The organism is Jiangella muralis (assembly GCF_001270745.1).
GTDB classification, from domain to species: Bacteria; Actinomycetota; Actinomycetes; order Jiangellales; family Jiangellaceae; genus Jiangella; species Jiangella muralis.
This window is the reverse complement of record NZ_LFXL01000047.1, coordinates 29,035-50,764: the sequence shown is the minus strand read 5'-3', so window position 1 is coordinate 50,764 and position 21,730 is coordinate 29,035. Positions and strand designations below refer to the sequence as shown.

Annotated in this window: 19 protein-coding genes; 8 read left to right on the top strand and 11 right to left on the bottom strand. The window is 72.6% G+C overall.

Annotated elements, in window-relative coordinates:
* Positions 1-311 precede the first annotated feature (311 nt).
* Positions 312-629 carry a PadR family transcriptional regulator gene (locus tag ACW62_RS30090; RefSeq protein WP_240477455.1) on the top strand — a complete coding sequence of 106 codons (318 nt, stop codon included), beginning with the start codon at positions 312-314 and terminating at the stop codon, positions 627-629.
* A 5-nt stretch (positions 630-634) separates the two neighbouring features.
* Complete coding sequence (locus ACW62_RS30085) at positions 635-1,363, top strand: DUF1700 domain-containing protein (protein WP_053207817.1); 729 nt, start codon at positions 635-637, stop codon at positions 1,361-1,363.
* Here the strand turns inward: ACW62_RS30085 and pcrA are convergent.
* Positions 1,339-3,651, bottom strand: coding sequence for a DNA helicase PcrA (pcrA, locus tag ACW62_RS30080; protein ID WP_053207816.1), 2,313 nt, complete (start codon positions 3,649-3,651; stop codon positions 1,339-1,341). The genes ACW62_RS30085 and pcrA overlap by 25 nt on opposite strands.
* 221 nt (positions 3,652-3,872) lie before the next feature.
* On the opposite strand from pcrA, the gene ACW62_RS30075 reads away from it, so the two are divergent.
* The 3 genes from ACW62_RS30075 to ACW62_RS30065 all read left to right on the top strand — a co-directional run bounded on the left by ACW62_RS30075 (position 3,873) and on the right by ACW62_RS30065 (position 5,710).
* On the top strand, positions 3,873-4,493 hold the full coding sequence (locus ACW62_RS30075; RefSeq protein WP_053207815.1) for a dihydrofolate reductase family protein: 621 nt from the start codon (positions 3,873-3,875) through the stop codon (positions 4,491-4,493).
* A gap of 51 nt (positions 4,494-4,544) precedes the next feature.
* Complete coding sequence (locus tag ACW62_RS30070; protein ID WP_053207814.1) at positions 4,545-4,868, top strand: YciI family protein; 324 nt, start codon at positions 4,545-4,547, stop codon at positions 4,866-4,868.
* A gap of 104 nt (positions 4,869-4,972) precedes the next feature.
* Complete coding sequence (locus ACW62_RS30065) at positions 4,973-5,710, top strand: YwaF family protein (RefSeq protein ID WP_053207813.1); 738 nt, start codon at positions 4,973-4,975, stop codon at positions 5,708-5,710.
* On the opposite strand, the gene ACW62_RS30060 is transcribed toward ACW62_RS30065, so the two are convergent.
* The 5 genes from ACW62_RS30060 to ACW62_RS30040 all read right to left on the bottom strand — a co-directional run bounded on the left by ACW62_RS30060 (position 5,628) and on the right by ACW62_RS30040 (position 9,689).
* Positions 5,628-6,542, bottom strand: coding sequence for a hypothetical protein (locus ACW62_RS30060; RefSeq protein WP_053207812.1), 915 nt, complete (start codon positions 6,540-6,542; stop codon positions 5,628-5,630). The genes ACW62_RS30065 and ACW62_RS30060 overlap by 83 nt on opposite strands.
* Positions 6,543-6,566: 24 nt before the next feature.
* Complete coding sequence (locus ACW62_RS30055) at positions 6,567-6,989, bottom strand: peptidase inhibitor family I36 protein (RefSeq protein ID WP_053207811.1); 423 nt, start codon at positions 6,987-6,989, stop codon at positions 6,567-6,569.
* Positions 6,990-7,062: 73 nt separating this feature from the next.
* Complete coding sequence (locus ACW62_RS30050) at positions 7,063-7,419, bottom strand: hypothetical protein (RefSeq protein ID WP_053207810.1); 357 nt, start codon at positions 7,417-7,419, stop codon at positions 7,063-7,065.
* Between the two features lie 45 nt (positions 7,420-7,464).
* Positions 7,465-8,139 carry a LuxR C-terminal-related transcriptional regulator gene (locus ACW62_RS30045; RefSeq protein ID WP_420843628.1) on the bottom strand — a complete coding sequence of 225 codons (675 nt, stop codon included), beginning with the start codon at positions 8,137-8,139 and terminating at the stop codon, positions 7,465-7,467.
* 5 nt (positions 8,140-8,144) lie between these two features.
* Positions 8,145-9,689, bottom strand: a complete 1,545-nt coding sequence (locus ACW62_RS30040) for a PspC domain-containing protein (protein WP_157575078.1) — start codon at positions 9,687-9,689, stop codon at positions 8,145-8,147.
* Between the two features lie 124 nt (positions 9,690-9,813).
* Between ACW62_RS30040 and ACW62_RS30035 the strand changes: the two genes are divergently transcribed.
* Positions 9,814-11,106: a PspC domain-containing protein gene (locus ACW62_RS30035; protein ID WP_169792157.1), complete on the top strand. Its 1,293-nt coding sequence runs from the start codon at positions 9,814-9,816 to the stop codon at positions 11,104-11,106.
* Between the two features lie 79 nt (positions 11,107-11,185).
* Here the strand turns inward: ACW62_RS30035 and ACW62_RS30030 are convergent, their stop codons facing one another.
* Positions 11,186-12,316: a glycerophosphodiester phosphodiesterase family protein gene (locus tag ACW62_RS30030; RefSeq protein WP_053207807.1), complete on the bottom strand. Its 1,131-nt coding sequence runs from the start codon at positions 12,314-12,316 to the stop codon at positions 11,186-11,188.
* A 196-nt stretch (positions 12,317-12,512) separates the two neighbouring features.
* Positions 12,513-14,084 carry a glutamine-hydrolyzing GMP synthase gene (gene guaA, locus ACW62_RS30025; RefSeq protein ID WP_053207806.1) on the bottom strand — a complete coding sequence of 524 codons (1,572 nt, stop codon included), beginning with the start codon at positions 14,082-14,084 and terminating at the stop codon, positions 12,513-12,515.
* Positions 14,085-14,236: 152 nt separating this feature from the next.
* Here guaA and ACW62_RS30020 point away from each other — a divergent pair, with 152 nt between their 5' ends.
* Together ACW62_RS30020 and ACW62_RS30015 are read left to right on the top strand one after the other, a co-directional pair.
* Positions 14,237-15,943, top strand: a complete 1,707-nt coding sequence (locus ACW62_RS30020) for an ABC transporter ATP-binding protein (protein WP_053207805.1) — start codon at positions 14,237-14,239, stop codon at positions 15,941-15,943.
* Complete coding sequence (locus ACW62_RS30015) at positions 15,940-17,739, top strand: ABC transporter ATP-binding protein (protein ID WP_053207804.1); 1,800 nt, start codon at positions 15,940-15,942, stop codon at positions 17,737-17,739. Before ACW62_RS30020 ends, ACW62_RS30015 begins: the two co-directional genes overlap by 4 nt.
* 51 nt (positions 17,740-17,790) lie before the next feature.
* Here ACW62_RS30015 and ACW62_RS30010 read toward each other — a convergent pair whose 3' ends face one another.
* The 3 genes from ACW62_RS30010 to ACW62_RS30000 form a co-directional block, all read right to left on the bottom strand.
* The gene (locus ACW62_RS30010) at positions 17,791-18,753 is read right to left on the bottom strand and encodes a type IV toxin-antitoxin system AbiEi family antitoxin domain-containing protein (protein WP_053207803.1); all 963 of its coding nucleotides are present in this window, start codon (positions 18,751-18,753) and stop codon (positions 17,791-17,793) included.
* Between the two features lie 133 nt (positions 18,754-18,886).
* Positions 18,887-20,458 carry a succinic semialdehyde dehydrogenase gene (locus ACW62_RS30005; RefSeq protein WP_053207802.1) on the bottom strand — a complete coding sequence of 524 codons (1,572 nt, stop codon included), beginning with the start codon at positions 20,456-20,458 and terminating at the stop codon, positions 18,887-18,889.
* A 156-nt stretch (positions 20,459-20,614) separates the two neighbouring features.
* Positions 20,615-21,724: a GuaB3 family IMP dehydrogenase-related protein gene (locus tag ACW62_RS30000; protein WP_053207801.1), complete on the bottom strand. Its 1,110-nt coding sequence runs from the start codon at positions 21,722-21,724 to the stop codon at positions 20,615-20,617.
* Positions 21,725-21,730 lie beyond the last annotated feature (6 nt).

Below are 21,730 nucleotides of genomic sequence, written 5' to 3'. Positions count from 1 at the left end.
ACACCTTCGGCATCGGACAACACCTTCCACCAGGCGTTGCTACGACCGATGGAATCCGCCCCCACCAACTCCACCGTTACTCCAAGATCAACCTGGCGGGGTGGGGCGGCGTACGCGGATCGTGGCTCCGCGAACCGGATACGCCACTCAGCGGCGCCGCTGGAGGCGTACCCGGGCGCGCGGCGTGTGGATCGACGCGGCGCCGGAGATGCGGGAACGGGCACCGAGACGCCGGCCGCACATGAGGCCGGTTCCGGAGCGGGGCAAGATCTGGTATCTTGTCTCGCATGGTACCTGGTGAGGGTCAGATCATGACCAACCTCCGGCGCGGCGCGCTCGAGTACTGCATCCTTGCCCTCGTCCGCGACGGCGACCGGTACGGGCTGGACATCGCCCGCGAGCTGACCGACGGCGTGCTGATGGCCGGTGAGGGCACGCTGTACCCGCTGCTGTCGCGGCTACGCAAGGGCGGGCTGGTCGCGTCGTCGTGGCAGGAGTCGGAGTCCGGGCCACCGCGCCGCTACTACCGGCTCACGCCCGACGGGCGGGCCTCGCTGGACACGTTCGAGCAGACCTGGCGGCCGTTCCGCGACGCCGTCGACCGCGTCCTCGCCAACGGGCGAGGGTGAGCGCCATGGAGGAGCCCATGCTGACCGCCACCCAGCACCAGCGCATCGACCGTTACCTGGCCGAACTGGCCGGCGCACTCGGGGCGCTGCCGGCGAGCGAGCGGGACGATCTCGTCACAGGCGTTCGCGAGCACATCCAGGCGGCGCTGGCCGACCTGCCCGAGCGCACCGACGCGGACGTCGACGAGGTGCTGCGGGCGCTCGGCGACCCGCTCACCATCGCGGCCGAGGCCACCGGCGACGACGGCGACAGCGGCGGTCCCGCTGCGGTCGCTACAGGGGACGACCGGCGCCGCGACGTGCCCATGCTGCAACGCGACTGGGTGCCCGGTCTCGTCGTGGCGACGCTGATGGCTGCTCCGCTGGTGCTGACGGCGCTGGCCGGGTTCGGCGGGATCTTCCTGCTGCCGGTCGCTACGGTGGCCGGCTGGACGGTGCTCTGGATGTCACCCTTGTGGACGCCAACCGAGAAGCTGCTCGGCACGTTCCTGCTGCCGGGCCTGAACGTGCTGCTGTTCCTCGGCCTGTTCCACACCAGCTCGTCCGAGATGTGCACCGGCGGGAGCGACACCCCCACCACCTGCACCACCGAGGGCGGCTGGCTGACGCCGGCGGTGTTCTGGGCCATCCTCCTCGTGGTGGCGGCAGCGAGCGTCGCCACCATCGTCGTCGTGTACCGGAACGGACGGCGGCGGGCGGCGGAGCCGGCTCAGAGCTTCTCGACCGGGGCGTAGCGCAGCAGCAGCGTCTTCAGCCCGGACTCGCCGAAGTCGACGGTGGCCTGGGCGTGCTCGCCCTGGCCGTTGGTCGCGACGACGGTGCCGAGGCCGAACGCGTCGTGGGTGACGCGGTCGCCGGCCGACAGCGAGATGACCGGGCGGTTGCCGGCGCCGGTGGACCGGCCGCTGACGGCTTGGCGGCGCGGGGGCGGCGGCGTGGTCCACTTGACCTGGTCGGCCTCGGTGCGGCGCCAGTCGATCAGCTCGTCGGGGATCTCGGCGAGGAACCGCGACGCCGGGTTGTGCGCCGGCGACCCCCACGCGCTGCGCAGCAACGCCCGAGACAGGTACAGCCGCTCGCGCGCCCGGGTGATGCCGACGTAGGCCAGCCGGCGCTCTTCCTCGAGCTCCTGCGCGTTGCCGCCGAGCGAGCGCTGGTGCGGGAAGACGCCGTCCTCGAGGCCGGTGAGGAACACCACCGGGAACTCCAGGCCCTTCGCGGTGTGCAGCGTCATGAGCGTGACCATGCCGTCGTGGTCGTCGCCCTCGGGGATCTCGTCGGCGTCGGCGACCAGGCTGACCTGTTCGAGGAACCCGGGCAGCGAGCCGTCGGAGTCTTCGCTCGCCTCGTACTCGCCGGCGACCGCGACCAGCTCGCGCAGGTTGTCGAGGCGGGTCTCGTCCTGCGGGTCGTCGGACTCGGACAGCTCCGCGACGTAGCCGGTGCGGTCGAGCGTCGCCTCGAGCACGGCGGCCGGGCCGACGCCGGCCTCGACCAGCGCCCGCAGTTCGTCGGTCAGCTGGACGAACCCCTCGATGGAGTTGACGGACCGGGTGGCGATGCCGGGCGCGTCGGCGGCGTGGCGCAACGCCTGGAAGAACGTGCTGCGCTCGCGCTGGGCCAGCGCCTCGACCATGGCCTCGGCGCGGTCGCCGATGCCCCGCTTGGGGACGTTGATGATGCGCCGCAGCGACACGGAGTCTTCCGGGTTGGCCAGGAAGCGCAGGTAGGCCAGCGCGTCGCGGATCTCGCGCCGCTCGTAGAACCGGGTGCCGCCGACGACGCGGTAGGGCAGGCCGACCCGGACGAAGATCTCTTCCAGCACCCGCGACTGGGCGTTGGTGCGGTAGAACACCGCGACGTCGCCGGTGCGGGCCTCGCCGTCGTCGGTGAGGCGGTCGATCTCGTCGGCGACGAACTGCGCCTCGGCGTGCTCGTCGTCGGCCACGTACCCGACGATCTTGGCGCCGTCGCCGCTGTCGCTCCACAACCGCTTCGGCTTACGGCCGGAGTTGCGGGCGATGACGGCGTTGGCGGCGGACAGGATGGTCTGGGTGGAGCGGTAGTTCTGTTCGAGCAGGATGACCCGGGTGTCGGGGTAGTCCTCTTCGAACTGCAGGATGTTGCGGATGGTGGCGCCGCGGAACGCGTAGATGGACTGGTCGGCGTCGCCCACCACGCACAGCTCGGCCGGCGGCACCGCGGGCTCGTCCTCGCCGGAGATGACGCCGGTGCCGACCAACTCGCGCACCAGCACGTACTGGGCGTGGTTGGTGTCCTGGTACTCGTCGACCAGGACGTGCCGGAACCGCCGCCGGTAGTTCTCGGCGACCTCGGGGAACGCCTGCAGCAGGTGCACCGTCGTCATGATGAGGTCGTCGAAGTCGAACGCGTTGGCCTCGGTGAGCCGGCGCTGGTACAGCTCGTACGCCTCGGCCACCATCTTCTCGTGGTGGGTGTCGGCCCTGGCCAGCGCGGTCTCGTAGTCGATGAGCTCGTTCTTGAAGTTGCTGACGGTGTAGCTGAACTGGCGCGGCTGGTAGCGGCGTGGGTCGAGGTCGAGCTCGCGGCACACCATGGCCATGAGCCGCTGCGAGTCGGCCGCGTCGTAGATGGAGAACGACGACGTGTAGCCGAAGACCTTGGCCTCGCGGCGCAGAATGCGGACGCACGCGGAGTGGAATGTGGACACCCACATGATGTCGGAGCGCTTGCCGACGAGGTCGGACACGCGCGCCTTCATCTCGCCAGCCGCCTTGTTGGTGAACGTGATGGCGAGGACGGAGCCCGGGTGCGCGTTGCGCTCGCCCAGCAGGTACGCGATGCGCCGCGTGAGCACCCGCGTCTTCCCCGACCCCGCCCCGGCCACGATGAGCAGCGGCGACCCGTGATGGGTCACGGCGTCGCGCTGCGGCCCGTTGAGGCCGTCGAGCAGTGCCTCGGGGTCGCGCTTCCGCCGCCTGACCGGCTTCTTCGGCGTGGCCGATTCGGTCAGGGTGAGGTCGTCGAACAGGGCACTCATCGCCGGCAGGTCACACTCGCCTTCTCACTCGCTTGGCTGGCGCCCCCAGCCTATGCCCGACCACCGACAGACTCGGCCCGAACACGCTTACGAACGCCCGTTCGATCGGCGGACGTGTCGTCGAAGAAATCCGGGAGGCGGTGTCGAACCGGGGTGGTGGTGTTCGTAGCAGGGGTGAGGTCGCCCACGAGGGGCTGCGCCACGGTAGAGGAGCCGCGATCATGAAGCTGACGACCATGACCCAGGTCACCATCGACGGAGTGATGCAGGGAAACGGGCACGCGTCCGACGAGGAGCGCAGGAACGGATTCGAGCGGGGCGGCTGGGCCCGGGGGAGGGGCGACGCCGAGACCCACGCGTTCATCAACCGGACTTACCAGCGCGCCGACGCGTTCCTGTTCGGCCGGCGTACCTACGAGATCTTCGCCGGTTCGTGGGGATCGTTGACGGAACGGGACGTTCCCGGCTGGGAGCCGGTCATGCGGGCGTTGAACACACGGCCCAAGTACGTGGCGTCGACCACGCTCACCGATCCGGCGTGGCCGGGCACCACCGTCCTGTCCGGAGACGTCGCGGCCGCCGTCCGAGAGCTGAAGGCCGAGACGGGGGGTGAGCTGCAGGTGCATGGCAGTGGCGCCCTGACCCGGTGGCTGCTCGAGAACGACCTGGTCGACGAGTTGACCCTGCTCGTGGTCCCGGTGATCCTCGGCCAGGGCGCGCGACTGTTCCCGCAGACCGGCCCGGATCTCGCGCTCGACCTGGTCGAGTCGCGAGTCGACTCGAAGGGCGTGACGATCCAGGTCTACCGGCCGGCGGGGCGCCCGCAGTACGCAGCGGCCTGACGTCCCTGACCGGTCCACCACACTGTCCTGACACCACAGGAGGATCACCTGATGAAGTTTCTGGTTTCCGTGATCGATGACAAGAGCAATCCCGGCAGCACGGACAGGCAGCCCGCCATCAGCGTGTTCAACGAACGGCTGATCGCCGAGGGCTACTGGGTCTTCGCGGGCGGACTCGCCGACACCACCGCGGCCACGGTCGTCGACAACCGGGGCGGCGAGGCGCTGATCACCGACGGCCCGTTCATGGAGACGAAGGAGTACCTCGCCGGCGTCTGGGTGTGGGAGGCCCCGGATCTGGAGGTGGCGCTCGATCTCGCCACCGAGGCGTCGAAGGTCTGCGATCGGAAGATCGAGGTGCGGCCCTTCCTGTGAGCAACCCCGGGGTGGGACCACCAGGGTGCACGAGGAGTGGGCCCGGGTGGTCGCCCCCGCATGACCTCGCCCCCGACGGGAATAATCAGCGTGGGAGCGGTGCGATGGCGGACGACACGTTCACGCCGTACGGCGCCTCCCACGTGGCCGTACTGGCGGTGCTGACCGCGCTGGCCTGGTGGCTGGTGCGGCGGGGACGCGCGGTCCGCGGCACTCGGGCGGCGGATCGGCTCAGCGCAGGGTTCGCGGTCGTCTTCCTGGTACTGACCCTGCCGCTGCAGGTGTACTTCAACCTGCCCGGCCGCTTCGACGTGGGCCTCTCGTTGCCGATTCAGCTGTGCGACCTGGCCTGGCTGGCGGCGATCCACGCGCTCCTGACGCACCGGCGCTGGTCGGCCGCGCTCACGTTCTACTGGGGCCTGACCCTCAGCATCCAGCCGATCCTCACCCCGGATCTCGACGCGGAGTTCCCCGACCCCGCGTTCGTCCTCTACTGGTCGATGCACGGCCTGACGGTGCTCGCGGCGGTCTTCCTGACGTGGGGGCTGGGCATCCGGCCCGGCTGGGACTCGTACCGGGTGGCGGTGACCGCGACGGCGGCGTGGGCAGTGACGGTGTTCGCGTTCAACGCGGCGGCCGGCACGAACTACGGCTTCCTCAACGCCAAGCCGGACTCGGCGTCGATACTCGACCTGTTCGGTCCCTGGCCCTGGTACGTGGTGGTCGAGACGGTGCTCGTCGCCGCCGTATGGGCCCTGATCACCTGGCCGTGGACGCGGCGGACACCTGCTGGTCGAGCAGCGCGCGGTAGGCGTCCAGCTCCGCTTGGCTGGCCGCGATGAACTGGGACTGATAGCCGGCCTCGACGGCGGACCAGACGGGGATCAGGCCGGTCGAGGACTTGCAGGCGACGTCGGCGACGGCGGTGGCGAGCTCGTCGGCGCCGGCCGCGTCGGACGTCCACCAGCGGGGGTCGTCGTTGGCGTCCATGGGGGCGGCGTAGTGGTACCCGGCGCCGGCCATGCACGCGGACCAGGCGGCGAACGCGTCGAGCACCCGCGGATCGGCCAGCGCGGCGTGCCAGGCATCGGCCTGGACGGCGGAGACGAGGTCCTGCCCCGCCCGCAGCGACGACTCGGACGCGACGGAGGCCGCTTGGGAGGCCGCGCCGAGGCAGCCGCCCTCGGGTATGTCGTCGCGGGTGGTGGCGGCGCCGTCGGACGTGACGCCGACGAGGACCTCCAGTTCGGCGTCGGTGTGCGCCTCGTGGAACTCGCGCCGCACGTCGGTACTGGGCGGCGGGTGGTAGCCGTGCTCGGCGGCGACCTCGGGGTCGGCGACGGCGTACCGGCGGTCGTGCCGCGCGGCGACGGCTGCGACATCGGCGGCGAACGGCAGCGGCTCGATCGCCGCGTCGTCGAGGCCCAGCCCTGCCGCGCACTCGCGCACCCGCGCCTCCGCCGCCGACCCGAGCACCCGGCCCTCCGCGGCGGTGAGCGCGTACGCGTCGAGCGGCAGCGTCAGTCCCGCCTTGGGCTCCGCGCCGGCGGAGCGCGCCTGGACGACACCGGCACCGTCCGGCGACTGGACGGCGACGTCAGCGGGCGCGGCCACGCACCCGGCGGCCGGGAGCGCGAGGAGGACGGCGATACGGACGAGCACACGGGCGGTCATGCCACGGCCTTCCCAGGCCACCGGTCAGCCGCACACCAGGGGCTGCTGGTGGCACCAGTTGAACGATGCGTTGTCGTTGTACGTGTCGCCGAGATTCCGGGCGGACAGCGGCGGCACGTCGTCAGCCGGGCCAGCATAACCGGAATTGAAGTAGACGCGCGCGGTGAAATAGCCGTCGCGATTCGTGGCCGACGCGGCGTTGTTCTTCACCGGCTGGCCGGCGCCCGCGCCGGATCCGAGGAAACGGTAGGGCGCGAAGTCGCTGACCCGGTAGCGGAAGTCGTGCAGCGCGCCGGCCCGCCCGGAGTTGTAGTGCAGGCACAGCTCGAGGCCCTGGCAGCCGCCGTCGTGTTCGGCGGCGGACGCCGTCGAAGAAGCGCCCGTGACCAGCACACTCGTCAGAATCGTCGCGGCCATGGCGGCGGTCAGGCGGCGGATCGGCGTCACGCGGACCTCCCTGTCGGGCTCGGCTGCGTCGCCACCCTAACGGACGGCGTCACCTCCGGGAACCGCCGGGGGTTCAGCTCCAGAAAACCGCGATCACGACATTCGCGGCGGTCAACCCGAACAGGGCGAAGAACAGTCCGTCGGCGATGGCGGTGCGTTTCCGCTGGGCGAAGCACAAGGCGGTGATGATCAGCACGATGACCAGTTTCACGCCGATCTTCGCGTTGTTGACGTCCTTGTCGAGAGAGTCGATGCCGGACGCCATGCCGACCATCGCGACGCCGGTGACGAGCTGTGTGAGCGCGCCGTGCAGCATCGCCAGGTTGACGACGCGGCCGCCGCGCGCGCTCAGCTGCACCATGATGCCGCCGAGCAGGCTGGCCAGACCGAAGAAGTGCAGCACGAGCACCAGGTCGTAGACGAACTCCATGATCGAGCAGCCTACTACGCCGTGTCGTACTTCAGGACCACCGGGTCAGACGAGCCGCCGGTCGGTCGCCCACCGGGTCAGTTCGTACCGGTTGGACAGCTGCAGCTTGCGCAGCACCGCCGACACGTGCGTCTCGACCGTCTTGACCGAGATGAACAGCTCCTTGGCGATCTCTTTGTACGCGTAGCCGCGGGCGATCAGCCGCAACACCTCGCGTTCGCGCTGGGTGAGGCGGTCGAGGTCGTCGTCGACGGACGGCGCCTCGGTGCCGGCGAACGCGTCGAGCACGAACCCGGCCAGCCGGGGCGAGAAGACGGCGTCGCCGTCGGCCACGCGGCCGACGGCGGCCACGAGGTCGTCGCCGGTGATGGACTTCGTGACGTAGCCGCGCGCGCCGGCCCGGATGGTGCCGATGACGTCCTCGGCGGCGTCGGACACCGACAGCGCCAGGAACCGCACGCCGGGCTCCTTCGGGTGCACCTGGCGGATCACCTCGCCACCACCGCCGCCGGGCAGGTGGACGTCGAGCAGGACGACCTCGGGCTTGGTGCGCAGCACGACGGCGACCGCCTCGGCGGTGTCGGCCGCCTCGCCCACGACGTCGACGGACGGCGCCTGGGCCAGCTCGGCGCGGACCCCGGTGCGGAACATGGCGTGGTCGTCGACGAGGACGACCGTCACCGGGCCGGCATCGGCGGGCCTGGCGTCGTCTGGCTTGATCTCGCTCACGAGCTTCTCCTCGTCGACAGTCGTACTTCGGTGCCCTCGCCGGGCTCGGACCGGATGGTGGCCTCGCCACCGTGCCGCTCCATGCGTCCGATGACCGAGCGTCGCACACCCAGACGATCCTCGGGGACGGAGTCGGGGTCGAACCCGGCGCCACGGTCGCGGACGAACACCTCGACGCCGTCGTCGCCGGCCTCGACGAAGATGTCGATCTTGTCGGCGCCGGAGTGCTTGGCGGCGTTGACGGTGGCCTCGCGGGCGGCCTTGAGGACGGCCCGGGCGACGTCGTCGATCTCGGCGTCGCCGACGGTGACCACCTCGACCGGCGTGCCGAACGCGTCCTCGACCTCGGCGGCCATCTTCGTCAGCGCGGCCGCCAGCGAGGAGCCGTCGTCGACGAGGTCGCTGTAGAGCCAGGCGCGGAGGTCGCGCTCCTGGCTGCGGGCCAGCCGGACGACGGCGCGGGGGTCGTTGGCCTGCTTCTGGATCAACGCGAGCGTCTGCAGCACGGAGTCGTGCAGGTGGGACGCCATGTCGGCGCGTTCCTGCGAGACGATGCGGGCGCGCCGCTCGCTGTCGAGGTTGCGCCACAGCTTCCACAGCCACGGCCCGATGATCAGCCCGACGCCGACCAGGATGACCAGCACGCCGCCCAGGGCGTCCATGGTCTGGTCGAACTGGCCCTGCCCGACGAGGAACACCACGACGCCGGCCACGACGACGCCGGCCCCGGCCACCACCCGCATGCCGGCGATCCAGCCGCCCTTGCCGGTCAGCGCGGCCAGCCACGGCAGCCGCGGCGAGATGACCGACAGCCGGCTGCGCTCCTGCTCGTCGGCGGCCCGCCAGACCAGCGTCAGGCCGGCGGCGGCCAGCAGCAGCGGGAAGAACACGGCCGGGCTGACGCCGAGCGGGGTCTGCTGCACCAGCAACCACACCCCGGCGCCGAGGACGACCAACGCGGCCAGCTGGCCGAGATCGCCGGTGCGCTGGGCGAACGTGCGGCGGCGGCGCTTGCCGGTACGGGTGGCGGCGGCGAGGCCGGCCGGCGTGCGCGCCTCCTCGGCCTCGCGCTGCACCGTCTGGTCGAGCGGGGTGAAGATCCACAGCGCGAGGTAGAGCACGATGCCGAACCCGGAGACGGCGCTGAGCAGGCTGAACGCGACTCTGACGGCGAGCGGCTGCACCTTGAACTGCGCGGCCAGCGCGGCGGCCACGCCGGCGACCATGCGGCCGTCGGAGTGGCGGACGAACTTGGGCGGCGCGCCGGGGTCGGCGGCGGCGTCGGGCTCGCGCGCGCTGGTACGGCCGGCCTCCGGCGGTTCGCCTGGCGGCAGCTCACGCGGCCCGCGCTCGGTGGCCGCAGCGGCCCCGGACTCGGGTTCCGGGCCGCCGTCGACCGGCTCGGCGGGCGCCATGACGGCATCCTCAGGCGCCGCGACGGCGTCCTCGGGCGCCGCGACGGGGTCGTCGCCGGCCTCGCCGGGGCGCGCCGGACCGCGTGCTGCCGGCCCGGCAGCACGTGGCGTCGGCACAGTGCTCATGACATCGATGGTCACACGCGCGAGCGCGCGCCGCCATGAGGGACCTCCCGGAGATCCGGGCTCGGGGACCGTTCCGGGTCATCCCCGATGCATTCAGGGCCGTTTCCTCGGCATCATCGTTGCCATGAGTGATGTGCCTCCTGCCTCCCCCGCCACGGGCGCCGGGCCGAGTGTCTCGGACGAGTTCCGCTTGCTGCGCCGCAGCCGGTCGGACCGAGTCGTCGCCGGTGTGCTCGGCGGGCTGGGCCGGCGGCTCGGCATCGACCCCGTCGTGCTGCGCGTCGCCACAGTCGTCCTGGCCATCTTCGGCGGCGTCGGCGTGCTGCTGTACGCCATCGGCTGGCTGGTGGTCCCCGCCGAGGACGAGGAGCGCTCGATCCTCGACCAGGCGCTCGGGCGCGGCGAGAACCGCCGCTCGGGCACCGTCCCGCTGGCGCTGCTGCTCGGCGGCATCGGCCTGACCGCGGGCATCGGCATCATCGCCGGCACGTGGGACGGCGGCGTGCTGCTCCTGCTCGCCGTCATGGGCGTGTACCTGCTGCTGCGCCGCCGCGCCGACGACGATCAGGCCGGCGCCGACTACCCGCAGGAGGCCGGGTTCGGCTCGTACGTCTACGACCCCAGCGTCGCTCCGGCGGCCCCCGGCGGGACGGCCACCGGCCCGGCCGGCGCCACCACCGGCCCCACCGCCACCGCGCCCGCCGGGCCGTCCGGCCCCACCAGCGGCTGGCCGGAGGGCCCCGACTGGGGTCCGCCGCCCGAGCCGCCGGCATCCGCGCCGCCGCCCCCGCCGGCGAAGCGGGCCAAGCAGCGCTCGGCGCTCGGCCTGATCACGTTCTGCCTCGCGCTGGTGTCGGTCGGCGTGCTCGCCGCCAACGACGCGTCCTGGGCCGACTACCCGCCGGCCCTCTACGTGGCCGTGCCGCTGGGCATCGTCGCGCTGGGCCTGATCGTCGGCGCCTGGTACGGACGCTCCCGCGGGCTGATCGTGCTGGGCTTCCTGCTGGCGTTCGCGCTGGTCCCGGCCACGTTCGTGTCGCAGTGGGACTACCACAACTCGGGCACCATCACCCGCACCTACGTCACCACCGACCAGATCCCCACGGGGACTCAGGAGTACGGCGCCGGTGACATCCACTATGACCTGTCCGGGCTCACCCTCACCGACGGCGACACCGTGCGCCTCGACATCGAGCAGGGCGCCGGCAGCCTCACCGTCACGCTGCCGCCCAACGCCGACGTCGAGCTCACCCAGGCCTCCGTCGGCGCCGGCAACCTCGACGTGTTCGGCGAGCGGCAGGACGGTCTCGCCCAGGAGCGCAAGGACGTCTCCGACACCGGGATCGACGGGCCCGGCGGCGGCACCGTCGTGCTGGACCTCGAGCTGGGCCTGGGCGACCTGGAGGTGACCCGATGAAGCGGCACGACACCGACGTCGTCTCCCTGATCTTCGGACTTCTCTTCCTTGGAGTGAGCGCCATGTGGCCGTTCGTGCACTACGACGTGCTGGGCTTGTCCGGCCTCGAGGTCGCCATGCCGGTACTGCTGGTCTCGATCGGCCTCGCCGGGCTGCTGGCGTCGCTGAGCAAGCTGCGCCGAGAGCGCGACCCGAAGGCCTGATCCCTGGCCCGCACCGCGGTGTCGGGGTGGTCGGTGACCACGCCGTCCACCCCGGCGCCGAAGAACACCCGGTACTCCCCCAGCGCGTCGCCGTGGCCGGCCGCCTCCCGGCCGCGGCGCCGGTCGGCCGGCAGGAACGAGTTCTCGTTCCGGAACGTCCAGGCGTGTACCGCCAGGCCGAGATCGTGCGCATCGGACACCAGCCGGCCCGGATGGCCCAGCCGGCCCTCCGGGTCGCGCGGCACCACCAGCGACCGGTGCGCCCCCAGCACCGTCGCGTACGAGGCGACCTCGCGCAGCCCGGTCGGGGTGAGCAGGTCGACGAACCGGCGGCCGTCGCCGGCGCGCTCCCAGTCGAACGGCCGGCCGGTGCTGTCGACCAGCTGCACCAGCGGCACCGACGTGCGCGCGGCCAGCCGCCGCAGCACCGACGGCTCGTAGGACTGGACGAGGACGGGGATCCCGGCGCGCTCCAGCCGGAACCCCAGCAGCGCCGCCATCAGCGCGTCCTCCGCCGACAACCCCCGCTCGGCGTAGTAGGTCGGGTGCTTGAGCTCCGGGTACAGGCCGACCGGACGGCCGCGGCGGCGGCCGCCCTCGACCGCCAGCGTGATGATCTCGTCGAACGTCGGCACCCGCAGCCGGCCGTCGTAGGCCTGGTTGGACGGGCGCAGCTCGGGGATCCGCTCGCGTGCGTACAGCGACCTGACCTCGTCGAGCGTGAATTCGTCGACGAACCAGCCGGTCAGCTCGCGGCCGTCGACCAGCCCGCGGCGGCGCCGGTGCGCAAACTCCGGCCGCTCGGCGACATCGGTGGACGCGGACAGCTCGGCGTCGTGCCGGGCGACCAGGACGCCGTCGCGGGTGAGCTGGAGGTCGGCCGCGAGGAGGTCGGCGCCGAGGTCGATGGCGAGCTGGTAGCCGGCCAGCGTGTGCTCCGGCCGATAGCCGCACGCGCCACGGTGCGCGACGACGAGGGGCCGTGGGCGCCCGAACGTGTCCGACATGTGGTCAGGCTAGGGACCGACCGTGTCCCGCCGACCACACGACGTCGAACTGGACGTGACGCGCTGCCCAACGCACCCGCACCATCGGGCTTCGCGCTCAATCGTTGCGTCCTGGTTTCTCGTCGCGTTTCTGGGCCGATTCCAGGAATCTGGCGTGACATGAGACCAGGACGTCACGTGAGACCAGGACCTGGGATCACTCCCACTCGATGGTGCCCGGCGGCTTGCTGGTGACGTCGAGCACGACGCGGTTGACCTCGCGCACCTCGTTGGTGATGCGGGTGGAGATGCGCTCGATGACCTCGTAAGGCAGCCGGGACCAGTCCGCCGTCATGGCGTCTTCGCTGGACACCGGCCGCAGCACGACGGGGTGGCCGTAGGTGCGGCCGTCGCCCTGCACGCCCACCGACCGGACGTCGGCCAGCAGCACGACCGGGAACTGCCAGACGTCGCGGTCGAGGCCGGCCGCGGTCAGTTCGGCGCGGGCGATGGCGTCGGCCCGGCGCAGGATGGCCAGCCGCTCGGAGTCGACGGCGCCGACGATGCGGATGGCGAGGCCGGGGCCGGGGAACGGCTGGCGCCAGACCATCTCGGCCGGCAGCCCGAGTTCCTCGCCGACCGCGCGGACCTCGTCCTTGAACAGCGTGCGCAGCGGCTCGATCAGGGTGAACTGGAGGTCGTCGGGCAGGCCGCCGACGTTGTGGTGGCTCTTGATGTTCGCGGTGCCCTCGCCGCCGCCGGACTCGACGACGTCGGGGTACAGCGTGCCCTGCACAAGAAATTCAACCTCGACACCTTCTTCGCCGGCCTGGGCGACGATGTCGCGAGCGGCGGCCTCGAACACCCGGATGAACTCGCGGCCGATGATCTTGCGCTTCTCCTCCGGGTCCTCGACGCCCTTGAGCTGGGTGAGGAAACGGTCGGCGGCGTCGACGACGTGGAGGTCGACGCCGGTGGCGGCGACGTAGTCGCGCTCGACCTGCTCGGACTCGCCCTGGCGCATCAGCCCGTGGTCGACGTAGACGCAGGTCAGCTGGGCGCCGACGGCCTTCTGGACCAGCGCGGCGGCCACCGCGGAGTCGACGCCGCCGGACAGCGCGCAGATCACTCGCTTGCCGCCGACCTGCTCGCGCACCGCCGTGATCGTCTCGTCGACGATGTTCGCCATGGTCCAGGTGGGCCGGGCGCCGGCGATCTCGTACAGGAAGTGCTGCAGGACGGCCTGGCCGTGCTCGGAGTGCAGCACCTCGGGGTGCCACTGCACGCCGGCCAGCCCGCGCGTGGTGTCTTCGAACGCCGCGACCGGGGTGTCGGGCGTGCCGGCGAGCACGGCGAACCCGGCCGGCGCGGCGGTGACGGAGTCGCCGTGGCTCATCCAGACCTTCGCGCCGGTCTCGACGCCCTGCAACAGGGTGCCCTCGGCCTGCACGGCGAGGTCGGTGCGGCCGAACTCGGACCTCCCGGTGTGCGCGACGGTGCCGCCGAGCGCCCGTGCCATGGCCTGGAAGCCGTAACAGATGCCGAACGCCGGCACCCCGGCCTGGAACAGCGCGGGGTCGACGGACGGCGCGCCCTCGGCGTACACGCTGGACGGCCCGCCGGACAGGATGATCGCCTTCGGGTTCTTGGCCAGAATGTCGGCCACCGGCATGGTGTGCGGGACGATCTCGGAGTAGACCCGCGCCTCACGGACGCGCCGCGCGATCAGCTGGGCGTACTGGGCGCCGAAGTCGACGACGAGAACGGTGTCATGGGAGGTCTCTGCCACCTGCCCGAGCGTAGTGCAGACCTCGCCGGGACGCCGCACGTCCAGGAGGGTCGGCTGCCGCGTTCGTGGCCCCGCAGCTCCGGGTGGGAACGATCTCACCCTGCGGAAAACCAGATGCGGCCGGTACCGAAAAGTTCGTACCGTGGTATCTCGTGCGCGCTCTTCCCTACGCCGACCCCGGCATCCCCGACACCCGCTCCCGTTTCAGGTTCCTGACCTGGCTGGCGCGGGCCCAGTGGCGCACACTCCTCGTCGGCGGCTTCTTCGGCGTCGTCTGGATGGTGTCGCAGGCGCTGATCCCCTGGGGCATCGGCCACGGCATCGACGGCATCATCGCCGACGACTCCGGCAGCACGGCCCGCTGGGCGGTGCTCGTCGGCGGGCTGGGCGTGCTGCAGGCGCTGGCCGGCGTCGCGCGGCACCGCGCGTCGGTGGCCAACTGGCTGTACGCGGCGTTCCGGGTCATCCAGCTGGTCTCCCGGCACACCGCGCGCACCGGGCCCGCGGTGCCGAAGTCGATGTCCACCGGCGAGGTCGTGGCCACCGTGTCCAGCGACTCCATGCACATCGGCCACATGATGGAGGTCGTGCCGCGCTTCGTCGGCGCCATCGTGTCCTACCTCGTCGTGGCCGTCATCGTGCTGAACACGTCCGTGCCCATCGGCCTCATGGTGCTCATCGGGGTGCCGCTGCTGGTCGTCGCCATGGGCCCGCTGATCCGCCCGCTGCAGGAGCGGCAGCGCCGCCAGCGCGAGGCGCTGGGCGACCTCACCGCCCTCGGCGCCGACACCGTCGCCGGCCTGCGGGTGCTGCGCGGCATCGGCGGCGAGAAGGTGTTCATCCGCCGCTACGCCGAGCGCTCCGAGACCGTCCGTGCGGCCGGCGTCCGGCTGGCCGGCACGCAGGCCATCCTCGACGCCGTCCTCGTGCTGCTGCCGGGCATCTTCCTGGTGCTGCTGACGTGGGTCGGCGCGCGGCTGGTGCTGAGCGGCGACATCGAGCCGGGCGCGCTGGTGGCGTTGTACGGCTACGCGTTCTTCCTGCTCATGCCGGTCCGCACGGCCGGTGAGATGGCGTTCGCAGCCACCCGGGCCGTCGTCGCCGCGCGCCGCGTGCTGGCCGTCCTGGCCGTCGAGCGCGAGGTGCCCGACGACGCCACCGACGCGCCGGCGGCGCCCGCGGGCGTGCTGGTCGACGACGCCACCGGGCTGCGGGTCGAGCCGGGCTCACTGACCATGCTGGTCTCCGACGAGCCCGGGTTCACCGCCGCGCTGGCCGACCGGCTCGGCCGGCTGGTGCCCGGCAACGGCGTGCGGCTCGGCGACGTGCCGCTCGACCAGCTGAGCGTCGACGAGGTCCGCCGCCGCATCGTGGTGAGCGACCCCGAGCCGACGCTGTTCACCGGCTCGCTGCGGGGCGGGCTCGACCCGTACGGACGGCACGACGACGCCCAGCTGACCTCCGCCATGGAGACCGCCTCGGCCGGCGACGTGCTCGAGACGCTGCGCGAGGGCCTCGACGCCACCGTCGAGGAGCGCGGCCGGTCGCTGTCCGGCGGGCAGCGGCAGCGGGTGGCGCTGGCCCGCGTGCTCGTGCGCGAGCCCGAGGTGCTGGTGCTGGTCGAGCCGACCAGCGCCGTCGACGCGCACACCGAGGCGGCCATCGCCGGCCGGCTGCGCGACGCCCGCGCCGGGCGCACCACCGTCGTCGTCACCGCCAGCCCGCTCATGCTGGCCAAGGCCGACACCGTCGTCTGGTTCGACGACGGCCGGCTGGTCGCCACCGGCAGCCACGACGAGCTGATGAGCACCACCCCCGCCTACCGCCGCACCGTCACCCGAGAGGAGGACCCGGAATGAGCACGAGCAGGCCGTCGACCGACCCGACGCCCGCGGGCGCGCTGCCGGTCGCCACGCCGGCCGAGGTCCGCCACGAGGCCGGCCGGCTGTTCCGCCGGCACCGCGGCAAGCTGATCATCGCGCTGGCCGTCCACGTCCTGGCGGCCGCCGCCGGGCTGGCCGGCCCGTTCCTGCTCGGCCGCATGGTCGACACCGTCACCGGCGACGGCACCGAGACCAGGGTCGACGTGCTGGCCGCCATCCTGGCCGGCTGCATCGTCGTCCAGGCCCTGCTGACCCGGGTCGCCATCCGGCGGTCGCTGATCCTGGGCGAGCGGGTCTTCGCCGAACTGCGCGAGACGTTCATCACCCGGGTGCTGAGCCTGCCGCTGTCCACCGTCGAACGGGCCGGCACCGGCGACCTCGTCGCGCGCACGACCGGCGACATCGACGCGCTGTCGCGCACCGTGCGGTTCGCGGTCCCGGAGATCCTGGTCGCGGTGGTCACCACGGTGCTCACGCTGGCGGCCGCCGTGTTCGCGGGGCCGCTGGTGGCGCTGGGCGCCATCGTCGGCGCGCCGCTGCTGATCGTCGGCACCCGGTGGTACCTCAACCGCGCGCGGGCCGGCTACCTGTGGGAACGGGCGGCGTACGCGACGATCAACGGCACCATCACCGAGACCGTCGACGGTGCTCGCACCATCGAGGCGCTCGGCCTCGGCGGCGTCCGGGTCACGCGTGCCGACGACGACCTGCGCGAGGCGTTCGCGGCGGAGAAGCGCACGCTGTTCCTGCGCAGCGTCTGGTTCCCGACCGCCGAGATGGCGTACGTGCTGCCGGTCGTGGCCACGCTGGCGTGGGGCGCGTGGCTGGCGTCGGCCGGGCACGCCACCGTCGGACAGGTCACCACCGTCGTCCTGTACATGGTGCAGATCGTCGACCCCGTCGACCGCCTGGTCTCGTGGCTCGACGAGCTGCAGGTCGGGCTGACGTCGTTCGCCCGGGTCGTCGGCATCGCCAACGTGCCGCCGGACCGGTCGCCGACGGGCGCCGTGCCCGCGGGCGAGGACATCGAGGCGGCCGACGTGCGGTACGCGTACGTCGAGGGCCAGGACGTCCTGCACGGAGTGTCGCTGGAGCTGGCGCACGGCGAGCGGCTGGCCATGGTCGGGCCGTCCGGCGCCGGCAAGTCGACACTCGGGCGGCTGCTGGCCGGCATCCACCCGCCCCGGCAGGGACGAGTGGACGTCGGCGGCGTCCCCCTGGTCGACCTCGACGTCGACCGGCTGCGCCGCGAGGTCGTGCTGGTCACCCAGGAACACCACGTGTTCGTCGGCACGCTGCGCGACAACCTGCTGCTGGCCGCGCCGTCCGCGTCCGACGACGACCTGCGCCGGGTGCTGGGCTCCGTCGACGCGCTGGAGCTGACCGACGCGCTTCCCGACGGCCTCGACACCGTCGTGGGCTCCGGCGGCCACTCGGTGGGCCCGGCGTTCGCGCAGCAGATCGCGCTGGCCCGCATCGTCCTCGCCGACCCGCACACGCTGGTCCTCGACGAGGCGACGTCGCTGCTCGACCCGCGGGCGGCCCGGCATCTGGAGCGGTCGCTGTCGGCGGTCCTGCACGGGCGCACGGTCATCGCCATCGCCCACCGCCTGCACACCGCCCACGACGCCGACCGCGTCGCCGTCGTCGAGGGCGGCCAGATCGCCGAGCTCGGCTCGCACGACGAGCTCGTCGCCGAGGGCGGGGCCTACGCCGCGCTCTGGGAGTCCTGGCACGGCGCCCCGGCGTCAGCGCCGGCCGACACCCGCTGATTCCTTGATCATGTTCCCTCGCGGCGCGTCAGCGACCGCGAGGGAACATGATCAAGGGAGTAGGCAGTCGGTGCCGCAGCGCCGGGGGCGGCCGGACCAGCCACGATCGTGCAGGACCCGGGCCTGCTCCTGCGCCACCCGGCACGGCTCGCCGAAGATCTCGGCGTGCCCGTAGCGCAGGGTCCATGCCCCACTCACCGTGGCGGCGTTGTCGCGGCGACGATCGCGGAACCGGCCCTCGCCGTCGTGGCCGACGCGTCCGTCCAGCTCCACTCGGGTGTGGAACGGCTCGTAGTCCACGTCGATCCAGATCACCCGTGCGCCGGCGTGACGGCGCTGACGGCGCCCTCGCGGCAGTGCGTGCGCCCGTTCGACCGCACGCACGTGCTGGAGTTCCAGCGGCGACTGCGCGCCCTCGGCGACGTCGACGAGCATCGCCTCGGTGATCGCCCGCCAGCGGATCTTCTTGCGCCGCAGCAGCGACGCCGCCAGTCGTGTGGACGTGGTCAGCCGCTGTTGAACGGCCATCGTCACGTACGACTCGACGTCACGGGCGCGAGTCGCGATATCGACGAGGTCGAGGACGGTGTCGTCGAGCCGCGTCCGCGGCGGGTTCGCCGTGGGGTGGCGCGTCAGCGGGAGCCGGTGGGCGTAGTGCACGACCACGCCGTCGGCATGGCCGCGCACCCGTCGACTGACCGGTGCGGTGACGTGGATGCGATCGTCGACACGGCCGGTCAGTCCGTCGAGCTCAGCAGCGGTCGTGTGGCTCGCCACCGCCTCGGGCGTCACCCAGAGGATGGCGGCCCAGACCTGCGTGGCCCGGTCCAGCGGCCCGCTGAAGGCCGCGAAGACGCCGTGATGCGGCCGCTGCCAGCGCCCCGCCGCGATCCATCGCCGCGCGACGCGGGCGTCGAGACCCAGGCGCCGGAGCTGGCCGGCGCAGACGACGCCCAGCTGCCGATCGAGCAGCTCACGCAGGCTCGGAGTGTCGTACTGCGGCGGGACGTCCATGGACGCGATCCTCCGTCGCGAACAGCACGACCACGAGGGGCTATCGGCAATCTGTGGACAACTCGGCCCACTTCCCCATGATCATGTTCCCTCGCGGTCGCTGACACGCCGTGAGGGAACATGATCATGGGAACTAGGGGCGGCCGGTGCGACGCAGGACGCGCAGTGACTTGGCCATCGCGTCGGTGAAGGTGTCGTAGGACAGGCCGGCCGGCGGGGCGATGTTGTGCACCCGCTGGACGGCGATGGCCTGCGGCTCGGTGTAGCGCAGGATGCCCTCGCGGCCGTGCCGGCGGCCGAGGCCGGAGGCGCCCATGCCGCCGATCGGGAGGTCGTGGCTGCCCCATGCCGCGGCGTAGCCCTCGTTGACGTTGACGATGCCGGAGCGCAGCCGGCGGGCGACGTCGACGCCGCGGCGCAGGTTGGCCGTCCACACGCTGGCGTTGAGGCCGTACGGGGTGTCGTTGGCCAGCTCGATCGCCTCGTCGTCGGACGTGACGGGGTAGACGGAGACGATGGGGCCGAACGTCTCGGAGTCGGCCGCGAGCATGCCGGGCCGGACGCCGTCGAGGACGGTCGGCTCGTGGAACCAGGGGCCGAGGTCGGGCCGGGCCCGTCCGCCGGTGAGCACTCGCGCACCCTTCCCCACCGCGTCGTCGACGTGGGCGCGGACCTTGTCGAGCTGCGCCTGCGACATCAGCGACCCCATGTCGCAGGAGTAGTCGAACGCCGCGCCGACCCGCATCGACTCGACCCGGGCCAGGAACCGTTCGAGGAACGGCTCGCGCACCGGCGCCGCCACGTACAGGCGCTCCATCGACATGCACAGCTGGCCGGCGTTGGAGAAGCAGGCGCGGACGGCGGCCTCGGCGGCGCGGTCGAGGTCGGCGTCGTCGAGGACGAGCATCGGGTTCTTGCCGCCCAGCTCCAGCGACGCGCCGACCATCCGCTCGCCCAGCCGCGCCGCGATGACCCGCCCGGTCGCGGTGGAACCGGTGAACGACACGTAGTCGGCGTGCTCGACGACGGCGCCGCCGATGACCGGGCCGTCGCCGGACACGATCTGCCACAGCGCCTCGGGCAGCCCCGCCTCGATGGCGATCGACCGCGCGAGCAGCGCCGTCAGTATGGCCTGCGAGTCGGGCTTGTGCACGACGGCGTTGCCGGCGACGAACGCGGGCAGGCAGTCGGAGATGGCCAGCGTCAGCGGGTAGTTCCACGGCGAGATGACCCCGACGACGCCCTTGGGGCGATGCCCCTCGATGGCCCGCGTCAGCCCCGGCAGCAGTCCGAGCCGGCGCCGTTCGCGCAGCACCCGCGGGCCGCGGGCGGCGACGTACCGGGCGGCCAGCGCGACGTCGGCGACCTCCTCGAACGCGTCGCGCCGGGCCTTGCCGCCCTCGGCCTGGACGAGGTCGGCGATCTCGCCGCGGCGGTCCAGCACGAGATCGTGGACGTGGCCGATGATGCGGGCCCGCTCCGCGACCGGCCGGGCGGCCCACCAGCGCGCGGCGTCGCGGGCGGCGGCGAACGCCGTGGCGACGTCGTCGGTGGTGGACAGCGGCACCTCGGCCAGCGTGCTGCCGCTGAACGGCGCGACGGTGGCGGCGCGGTCGGCCCGCGGCCGGGCGACGACGCGGTCGGTCAGGCGGTCGAGGAGGGCGCGGTCGACGACGGCGTCGACGCTGACGGGCGTGGTGGTCATCGACGCCAGCCTACGACCCGGGACCGGCCGGCCGCCTCTCGTCGGCCGCCGCGATCCTGCGGGAGGTCCCGTGCCGGTCGTTGGAGGTCTGCCGTCGGATGTGACGGCAGACCTCCAGCGGCCGAACAGAGGTGGAGCGCGACCCGGCGTCCGAGGTCAGCGCAGGACGGTGACCTCGACCCGCTGGAACTCCTTGACCTCGGTGTAGCCGGTGGTGGCCATGGCCCGCCGCAGCGCGCCGACGAGGTTCATGGAGCCGTCGGCGAGGTAGGACGGGCCGCCCAGGATCTCGGACAGCGGCCCGATGCTGCCGACGTGCACCCGCTCGCCGCGCGGGAGGTCGGCGTGGTGCGCCTCGGAGCCCCAGTGCCAGCCGCGGCCGGGCGCCTCGGTGGCCCGGGCCAGCGGCGAGCCGACCATGACGGCGTCGGCGCCGCAGGCGATGGCCTTGGCGATGTCGCCGGAGCGCCCGATGGAGCCGTCGGCGATGACGTGCACGTACCGGCCGCCGGACTCGTCGAGGTAGTCGCGCCGTGCCGCCGCGACGTCGGCCACCGCCGTGGCCATGGGGACGGTGAGGCCCAGCACCGAGCGGGTGGTGTGCGACGAGCCGCCGCCGAAGCCGACCAGCACGCCGGCCGCGCCGGTGCGCATGAGGTGCAGCGCCGCCTGGTAGGTGGCGCAGCCGCCGACGATGACCGGGACGTCCAGCTCGTAGATGAACTGCTTGAGGTTCAGCGGCTCGGCCCGGCCGGAGACGTGCTCGGCGGACACCGTGGTGCCGCGGATGACCACGATGTCGACGCCGGCGTCGATGACGGCCTGATGGTGGCGCTTCACCCGCGGCGGCGACAACGCGCCGGCCACCGTGACGCCGGCGTCGCGGATCTCGCGCAGCCGCTCGGCGATGAGGTCCTCACGCACCGGCGCGGCGTAGATCTCCTGCAGCCGGTTGAGCGCCTTACCCTCCTCGAGCCCGGCGATCTCCTCGAGCAGCGGCTCGGGGTCGTCGTAGCGGGTCCACAGCCCTTCGAGGTCGAGCACGCCCAGCCCGCCGGCCCGCCCCAGCTCGATCGCCGTCGCCGGCGACATGACGGAGTCCATGGGCGCGGCCAGCAGCGGGATCTCGAACCGGTAGGCGTCGATCTGCCAGTGCGTGGACACCTCTTCGGGGTCGCGGGTGCGCCGCGAGGGCACGATCGCCACGTCGTCGAAGGCATATGCTTGGCGGCCGCGCTTGCCACGGCCGATCTCGATCTCCGCCACCTGCGA